Annotated in this window: 8 protein-coding genes; 3 read left to right on the top strand and 5 right to left on the bottom strand. The window is 58.7% G+C overall.

What is annotated here, in order from left to right; translation table 11 throughout:
• Nucleotides 1-27: 27 nt before the first annotated feature.
• Nucleotides 28-600 carry an aminodeoxychorismate synthase component 2 gene (gene pabA / locus FN633_RS05145; RefSeq protein WP_154056969.1) on the top strand — a complete coding sequence of 191 codons (573 nt, stop codon included), beginning with the start codon at nt 28-30 and terminating at the stop codon, nt 598-600.
• A 79-nt stretch (nt 601-679) separates the two neighbouring features.
• Entirely contained in the window at nt 680-1,900 is a 1,221-nt protein-coding gene (gene argD / locus FN633_RS05140; RefSeq protein ID WP_154056968.1) for a bifunctional acetylornithine/succinyldiaminopimelate transaminase, read from the top strand.
• Here the strand turns inward: argD and FN633_RS05135 are convergent.
• Both FN633_RS05135 and crp read right to left on the bottom strand, forming a co-directional pair.
• On the bottom strand, nt 1,897-3,978 hold the full coding sequence (locus FN633_RS05135; protein WP_154056967.1) for a YccS/YhfK family putative transporter: 2,082 nt from the start codon (nt 3,976-3,978) through the stop codon (nt 1,897-1,899). The genes argD and FN633_RS05135 overlap by 4 nt on opposite strands.
• 52 nt (nt 3,979-4,030) lie before the next feature.
• Nucleotides 4,031-4,663 carry a cAMP-activated global transcriptional regulator CRP gene (crp, locus tag FN633_RS05130; RefSeq protein WP_000242758.1) on the bottom strand — a complete coding sequence of 211 codons (633 nt, stop codon included), beginning with the start codon at nt 4,661-4,663 and terminating at the stop codon, nt 4,031-4,033.
• Between the two features lie 308 nt (nt 4,664-4,971).
• Here crp and FN633_RS05125 point away from each other — a divergent pair, with 308 nt between their 5' ends.
• Entirely contained in the window at nt 4,972-5,376 is a 405-nt protein-coding gene (locus tag FN633_RS05125; RefSeq protein WP_154056966.1) for an OsmC family protein, read from the top strand.
• Between the two features lie 51 nt (nt 5,377-5,427).
• Here FN633_RS05125 and FN633_RS05120 read toward each other — a convergent pair whose 3' ends face one another.
• The 3 genes from FN633_RS05120 to FN633_RS05110 are packed head-to-tail and all read right to left on the bottom strand — an operon-like array spanning nt 5,428 to nt 7,499.
• Nucleotides 5,428-6,297, bottom strand: a complete 870-nt coding sequence (locus tag FN633_RS05120) for a phosphoribulokinase (RefSeq protein WP_042393074.1) — start codon at nt 6,295-6,297, stop codon at nt 5,428-5,430.
• Nucleotides 6,298-6,350: 53 nt separating this feature from the next.
• A complete protein-coding gene (locus tag FN633_RS05115) occupies nt 6,351-6,569 on the bottom strand; it encodes a YheU family protein (protein ID WP_042393072.1) in 219 nt (72 codons plus the stop codon).
• Nucleotides 6,570-7,499, bottom strand: coding sequence for a hydrolase (locus tag FN633_RS05110; RefSeq protein WP_243731476.1), 930 nt, complete (start codon nt 7,497-7,499; stop codon nt 6,570-6,572).
• Between the last annotated feature and the right edge of the window lie 2 nt (nt 7,500-7,501).

Raw genomic sequence — 7,501 nt, 5'->3', positions numbered from 1 at the left:
CGTTTATTAACCGAAAGATGCTGCACCATGATCCTGCTTATCGACAACTACGACTCCTTTACCTGGAACCTCTATCAGTACTTCTGCGAGCTCGGCGCTGAGGTCGTGGTGAAGCGCAACGACGAGATAACCCTCGCCGATATCGCGGCGCTGGCTCCGGAGAAGATCGTGATCTCGCCCGGCCCCTGCACGCCGGACGAGTCGGGCATATCGCTGGAGGTCATCCGTCACTACGCCGGTAAGCTGCCGATCCTCGGGGTCTGCCTGGGCCACCAGGCGATTGCTCAGGTGTTTGGCGCGACCATCGTGCGGGCGCAGAAGGTGATGCATGGCAAAACCTCGCCAATTACCCACAGCGGCCAGGGCGTGTTCCACGGCCTCAACAATCCGCTTACCGTCACCCGCTACCACTCGCTGCTAATCGATCCCGCGACGCTGCCCGACTGTTTCGAGGTGACCGCCTGGAGCGATACCCAAGAGATTATGGCGATTCGTCATCGGGAGTGGGATCTAGAGGGCGTGCAGTTCCACCCGGAGAGCATCCTGAGCGAGCAGGGGCACGCGCTGCTGGCAAACTTTCTTAACCAGGCCGATTTTTAGTTGCCATGCACTGATTTTTTATGCATATTTTGTGATTATATTTTCATAATCATTGCTGCATATAACGGATGGGCATGACATGGCAACTGAACAGAACGCAGTTACGCGCGCAACATTTGACGAAGTAATTCTGCCCGTTTATGCACCGGCGGAGTTTATTCCGGTGAAGGGCAAAGGCAGTCGAGTGTGGGATCAGCAGGGCAAGGAGTATGTTGATTTCGCGGGCGGGATTGCCGTCACGGCGCTGGGCCACTGCCATCCTGCACTGGTGGAGGCGCTGAAGAGCCAGGGCGAAACCCTGTGGCATACCAGCAATGTCTTTACCAACGAGCCAGCGCTGCGCCTGGCGCGTAAGATTATCGACGTCACCTTTGCCGAGCGCGTGCTGTTTATGAACTCCGGCACCGAGGCCAACGAAACCGCCTTTAAGCTGGCGCGCTACTACGCCTCTACGCGCCACAGTCCGTACAAAACCAAAATCATCGCCTTCCATAACGCCTTCCACGGACGTTCGCTGTTTACCGTCTCGGTCGGCGGCCAGCCGAAATACTCCGACGGCTTCGGACCGAAACCCGCCGATATCATCCACGTGCCGTTCAACGATCTTCATGCGGTGAAAGCGGTGATGGACGATCACACCTGTGCGGTGGTGGTTGAGCCGGTGCAGGGGGAGGGGGGCGTGACTGCCGCCACGCCAGAATTCTTACAGGGCCTGCGCGAGCTGTGCGACCAGCACCAGGCGCTGCTGGTCTTTGATGAAGTGCAGTGCGGGATGGGGCGCAGCGGCGATCTCTTTGCCTACATGCACTACGGCGTAACGCCGGATATCCTCACCAGCGCCAAGGCGCTGGGTGGCGGTTTCCCTATCAGCGCCGTGCTGACCACCGAGGCGATTGCCAACGCCTTCCACGTGGGCTCCCACGGTTCGACCTACGGCGGCAACCCGCTGGCCTGCGCGGTGGCGGGTGCAGCCTTTGACATTATTAGCTCGACTGAGGTGCTGCAAGGCGTTAGCGAGAAGCGACAGCGCTTCGTCAAACATTTACAGCAGATCGACGAGCAGTTTGACGTGTTCAGCGATATTCGCGGCATGGGCCTGCTGATTGGTGCCGAGCTAAAACCGCAGTACAAGGGGCGCGCCCGCGATCTGCTTTACGCGGCCGCCGATGAGGGCGTGATGGTGCTGAACGCCGGGCCAGACGTGATGCGCTTTGCCCCGTCGCTGGTGGTCAGCGAGCAGGATATTGATGAAGGCATGCAGCGCTTTGCCGTGGCGGTAGCCAACCTTGTCCGGGCTTAATCTTTACTCCACCGGCGATTAAGCCAGATGCCATGATGCGGGCGCTGACGCCATGCCACCGATGAGATGGTGTGCATGCTGTTCAGATGCCCGATAATACGCTGGAGATGCATCTCCATCGGGCTCATTGGGCCGTGGGTGCGCGTCTCCGGCGCTTCAAGAATATTCGCGTCCCCGGATGCTCCGGCCCCGTCATAGTCCAGCCGCTGCTGGCAGCGCTGAAGCGCAATTTCGCATGACTCCAGATAGCGCTGGGTCAGGTCCGGCGTCAGCATGGCATGCTCCCGAGCCAGCGTTGTCAGGGCGTTAATATGCTCGACGATAAACTGGCTATGGGTCACCCAGAGCTTCATGTCTTCCAGATAGTGGGTATTGAACCCCGGCTCCTGCATCGCCTGATTCAGCGAGTTAAAGAGGGCGTTGTGCGCCTGGTTGACCCGTATCCGCTGGTAGGCCAGCGGCGTCGGCTGCGGATCGTCGCTGAGGATCAGGCGAATCGCATCCTGATCCTTCTCAATGGCATCATGGGCGTTTTTCCGCAGTAGACCGCTCTGCCACTGCGGCCAGAGCCAGACCATCCCGCCGAAGGCGATCAGGCAGCCAATCAGGGTATCGATCAGCCGGGCAACGATAAAATTCTCGCCGCTCAGGGTCAGAATTTGAATCGAGTACACCGCCGTAATGGTGAATCCTACCGTCGCCCAGCCGTAGCTCTTGCGAATGATCAGGTAGCTGATTAGCGTGATAAATAGCATGCCCAGCAGGGTATACCCCTCCGGAACATGGAAGTGCAGGGCAACGCCAGCAACCGTTAACCCTGCCAGTGTGCCTGCCGCCCGATGTAAAATACGTACCCGAGTAGCGCCGTAGCCGTTCTGCGTAACCAGCAGCACCGTCATTAGGATCCAGTAGGGCTTCGGCAGATGCAGGGCACTGCCCATCAGGCTGGCGATGCTCAACATGACGCTGATGCGGGCGGCATTGCGCAGCGCCGGAGATTTCAGCGACAGATAACTCTTGAGCGCCTCCCACAGCGGCTGGCGGCGCTGCTGGTCGGCCATCAGGTCGCGGGTATAGAGTGGGCGCTGGGTGCGCAGCACGCGGGCGATGCGGCTAAAGTGCCAGGCGCAGAACTGCCCAACCGGATTTTGCGGATGTTGGCGGGCGATCTTCTCCAGGGCACCAATCTGCTTCTCCATGGTGAAGCGGGTCGGGTAGCGATGGTACAGAATGTCGTCTGCCAGCACCCGAAGCCGGGCAGCGACCACCTGCGCATTCCAGCGGATCACCGCTTCGGCGTGGCTGCGCTCCACCAGCTTCTGCACCTCTTCCGGCTGGTGCAGGCTGACCGAGATGTGCTCCTGCAGATCCAGCGCCACCTGAAACGCCCGCAGCAGACGCTTGTAGTCGTTATGCTGGTTGGCGGCGAGCATATGCAGCTGCTGATAGCACTGGCTGATGAGATCCACCGCCTTTTGCTGACGCGCCAGCAGCGGCGGCAGGGCCTTCTCCGGATCGGCGTGCTGCGTCAGCAGGCTGTATTTCGCCTCGCAGTAATCGGCGAGCTGGCGGTAGAGCAGGCTCAATGATTCGCGCAGGGGCTGCTCGCGCCACAGCCAAAACCAGAACCAGTTAAATGCGCCATACCAGAGCGTGCCCAGGGCGTAGATGAGCAGCGGTTCCCAGACCGGCATATTGCCCGCCAGGCTGAGGGTAAAGATAGCGGCGATAAGCGAAGCGGGCAGCAGACGTGCGTGTAGAGGACTGATTTCCGCCGTGACGCCCAGCAGCATTGCCAATCCGGCGAGGATCAGCGGGAGCGCAACGTTGGCCCCCAGCAGCAGCTGCACCGCCAGGCTACAGCCAGCAAACAGCGAGCCGCCGATAACCAGGCGCTTAAAGAAGCGTTTGTGCGGCGTATCAAGACCGGCAATGTTGCAGCAGGCGGGCACCAGCGAGAATAGCAGACCATGCTGAAGATGACCCAGCGCCAGACCGATGGCCACAGGAAGACACAGCACCAGCGTTTGCCGCAGTGCGTAGTTAACTTCGGGGTGGTAGATTAACCTGCGCCACATGAGGAGAAGAGCAAAAACGGCGTCCGCAGAGGCGATACGCCGTTCTTAAAGCTTAACGTGTTCCGTAGACGACGATGGTTTTGCCGTGCGCGGAGATCAGGTTCTGATCTTCCAGCATCTTCAGAATACGGCCTACGGTTTCACGGGAGCAGCCGACGATCTGGCCGATCTCCTGGCGGGTGATTTTGATCTGCATCCCGTCCGGATGGGTCATGGCGTCCGGCTGTTTAGCCAGGTTCAGCAGGGTCTGCGCGATGCGGCCGGTGACGTCGAGGAAGGCGAGGTTACCCACTTTCTCAGAAGTGACCTGCAGGCGGCGTGCCATCTGCGACGAAAGACGCATCAGAATATCCGGGTTGACCTGGATCAGCTGACGGAATTTTTTATAGGAAATTTCGGCCACTTCACAGGCGGTTTTCGCCCGTACCCATGCGCTGCGCTCCTGGCCCTCTTCAAACAGGCCCAGTTCACCGATAAAGTCGCCCTGGTTCAGGTAAGAGAGGATCATCTCTTTCCCTTCTTCGTCCTTGATGAGCACTGCCACTGAGCCTTTGACGATGTAGTACAACGTTTCCGCTTTTTCACCCTGGTGAATCAGCGTGCTCTTCGATGGGTACTTATGAATGTGGCAATGAGACAAGAACCATTCGAGAGTCGGGTCTGTTTGTGGTTTGCCAAGCACCATGCGCGGTTATCCTCTGTTATAAGCTGGCGCCAGTCGCGGGACGCATCCGGCGGCTGGGGTTGCAATCATATGCTTCCCGAATCCTGGGAAGGGGGCCGTCAATATAAGCGTGCGGCCTGTAATGGTTGAAGTCCTCTGCATACCTGCATAATGTCAATACATTACCGTAGCATCCCGACTGTTTTAGCATAGCTTTTGCCGTGTGTCTCCTGGTGTCTCGCTTCAGCTTGATGGATGTCGCCTTCCGTTGCGCGTTTTACTCGGCGCGCGTAATCTGTCGGGAAAATTGCCACTCTGGAGTGATGAAAATGCAAGCACGCGTAAAATGGGTTGAAGGGTTAACGTTCCTCGGCGAATCCGCCTCTGGCCATCAGGTTTTAATGGACGGCAACTCCGGGGATAAAGCCCCCAGCCCGATGGAGATGGTGCTGATGGCGGCAGGCGGATGCAGCGCCATCGACGTGGTGTCGATCCTGCAGAAAGGCCGTCATAGCGTGACCGATTGCGAAGTGAAGCTGACCTCCGAGCGCCGGGAAGAGGCCCCGCGTCTCTTCACCCACATCAACCTGCACTTTATCGTTACCGGCAAAGAACTGAAGGATGCGGCGGTATCCCGCGCGGTAGATCTCTCGGCGGAGAAGTACTGCTCCGTGGCGCTGATGCTGGAGAAAGCGGTTAACATCACCCATTCATACGAAGTGATTGAGGGATGATTTTATGCCCGGTGGCGCTGCGCTTACCGGGCCTACATGACGCGCATTGCCTTATTCAATCTTCTTGCCTTCCATCAGCCGCTGCACCAGCGGCAGCATGATCAGCTCCATCGCCAGCCCCATTTTGCCGCCCGGCACCACCAGGGTATTGATATGGGAGATAAACGAGCCTTGCAGCATCGCCAGCAGCCAGGGGTAATCTATCCCCTCCAGATCGCGGAAGTGGATCACCACAAAGCTCTCGTCCAGCGAGGGAATATTTTTGGCTGCGAAAGGGTTTGAGGTGTCGACCGTGGGGACGCGCTGGAAGTTGATGTGGGTGCGGGAGAACTGCGGCGTAATGAAGTTGATATAGTCATCCATTGAGCGTACCACCGAGTCCATCACCGTCTCCCGGGAGTGGCCGCGCTCGCTGGTGTCGCGGATCATCTTCTGGATCCACTCCAGGTTGATAATCGGCACCACCCCCACCAGCAGATCCACATGGCGTGCCACGTCGTGCTGGGGCGTCACCACGCCGCCGTGCAACCCCTCATAAAACAGAATATCGGTAGGTTCCGGCAGCGGCTGCCACGGCGTAAAGGTGCCCGGAACCTGGTTCCACGGCACGGCTTCGTCGTAGGTGTGCAGATACTTGCGCGCCTGCCCGGTGCCGTTGTGACCATACTCGATAAAGGTCTGCTCCAGCAGGCCAAAATCGTTGGCGTCCGGGCCAAAGTAGCTGATATGCCGCCCGGCATCGCGCGCCTTGCGGATTGCCATATCCATCTCCGGACGGGTATAGCGGTGGAAGCTATCGCCCTCCACCTCGGCGGCGCGCAGCCCGAGCTGAGAAAAAATTTTACGAAAGGCGAGGCTGGTGGTGGTGGTTCCTGCACCGCTGGAACCTGTCACAGCAATCACCGGATGTTTGGCTGACATAGCGAACGACTCCCTGATAAACAGCAGAAGAGGGCGGATCGCCTGACGCAGCGTTATTCGCGAAACTGTTTACGGGGCATAATATTGACCGTCTCGTGTAGCTCTGACCACACCAGCACGGCCTCACCCGTTTCCAACTGACGCTTTACGTCGGCAACCTTTTGCTCAAGCGAACGCTCATGTTCACCATAATCGGTGCCTTCGCGCAAGACAAAGCTCTCAATCAGGCTGTAGAGCGTCTCGGGTGGAACCTCTTGCCAGGGAATAATCATCTATGCCTCCAGATAGGGTGCCAGCCAGTCGGGGATGCGCTTTTCAAGCCACATCTCAGGGCGGCGTAGCGTGCCGCCAACGAAGCCAACATGGCCGCCATGTTCGGTCAACTGATACTCAATATTAGCGGGTAAATGACCCGCCGCCGGAATGACGTGGTGATCCATAAAGGGATCGTCTTTGGCATGGATAATCAGCGTCGGTTTGCGGATCTGCGGCAGGACCGGCATGGCGCTGCTTCGGCGATAATAGTCAATGGCATCATCGAACCCGTGCGCCTTCGCGGTGATCAGATCATCAAACTCACGGATGCGGCGCACGCGCTTGAGCTGGGCGAGATCGATCGGCAGCGAGCCGGGATAGGCCTTGAGCTTGCGCGTGGCGTTGGCTTTCAGCAGGTTCAGCAGGTAATGCTGGTAGAAGCGTGTAAAACCCTTATCCATATGGAGACTACAGGCCTCCAGCACCAGCGGCGCTGAGACAATCACCGCCGCGTTGAGCGGCAGGCTATCGTCGGCTTTAGCCAGCAGGCAGCCAAGCATATTGCCGCCGAGGGAGTAGCCTACTGCCGCCGTCGGCGCTGGGCCAAACGCATTATGCAGCCAGTGCAGGAACGCGCTGCCATCTTCGGTTTCGCCGGAGTGATAGATGCGGTTCAGGCGGTTAGGCTCGCCGCTGCAGCCGCGAAAGTGCATCACCACCCCAAGCCAGCCGCGCTGTTTGGCGGCGTGGATTAAGCCATGGGCGTAGGGGCTGTGCAGGCTGCCCTCCAGACCGTGAAAGACCACCAGCCGGGGCTTATCTTTTGCCTGCTGCGGATCTTCGCTCCATGCCAAATCGACAAAGTCGCCGTCGGGCAACTCAAGGCGCTGCCACTGGGGAGTGAACTGAAGTCGACGCCGGATAATACGCGGCAGCATGGTTTGCAGGT

The organism is Pseudescherichia vulneris (assembly GCF_902164725.1).
Classification (GTDB): Bacteria; Pseudomonadota; Gammaproteobacteria; order Enterobacterales; family Enterobacteriaceae; genus Pseudescherichia; species Pseudescherichia vulneris.
This window is presented reverse-complemented; position numbering and strand designations above follow the sequence as displayed.

Coding starts and splice junctions, on each gene's coding strand:
- pabA (WP_154056969.1), top strand. CDS start 28: ATGATCCTGCTTATCGACAACTACGACTCCTTTACCTGGAACCTCTAT.
- argD (WP_154056968.1), top strand. CDS start 680: ATGGCAACTGAACAGAACGCAGTTACGCGCGCAACATTTGACGAAGTA.
- FN633_RS05135 (WP_154056967.1), bottom strand. CDS start 3,978: ATGTGGCGCAGGTTAATCTACCACCCCGAAGTTAACTACGCACTGCGG.
- crp (WP_000242758.1), bottom strand. CDS start 4,663: ATGGTGCTTGGCAAACCACAAACAGACCCGACTCTCGAATGGTTCTTG.
- FN633_RS05125 (WP_154056966.1), top strand. CDS start 4,972: ATGCAAGCACGCGTAAAATGGGTTGAAGGGTTAACGTTCCTCGGCGAA.
- FN633_RS05120 (WP_042393074.1), bottom strand. CDS start 6,297: ATGTCAGCCAAACATCCGGTGATTGCTGTGACAGGTTCCAGCGGTGCA.
- FN633_RS05115 (WP_042393072.1), bottom strand. CDS start 6,569: ATGATTATTCCCTGGCAAGAGGTTCCACCCGAGACGCTCTACAGCCTG.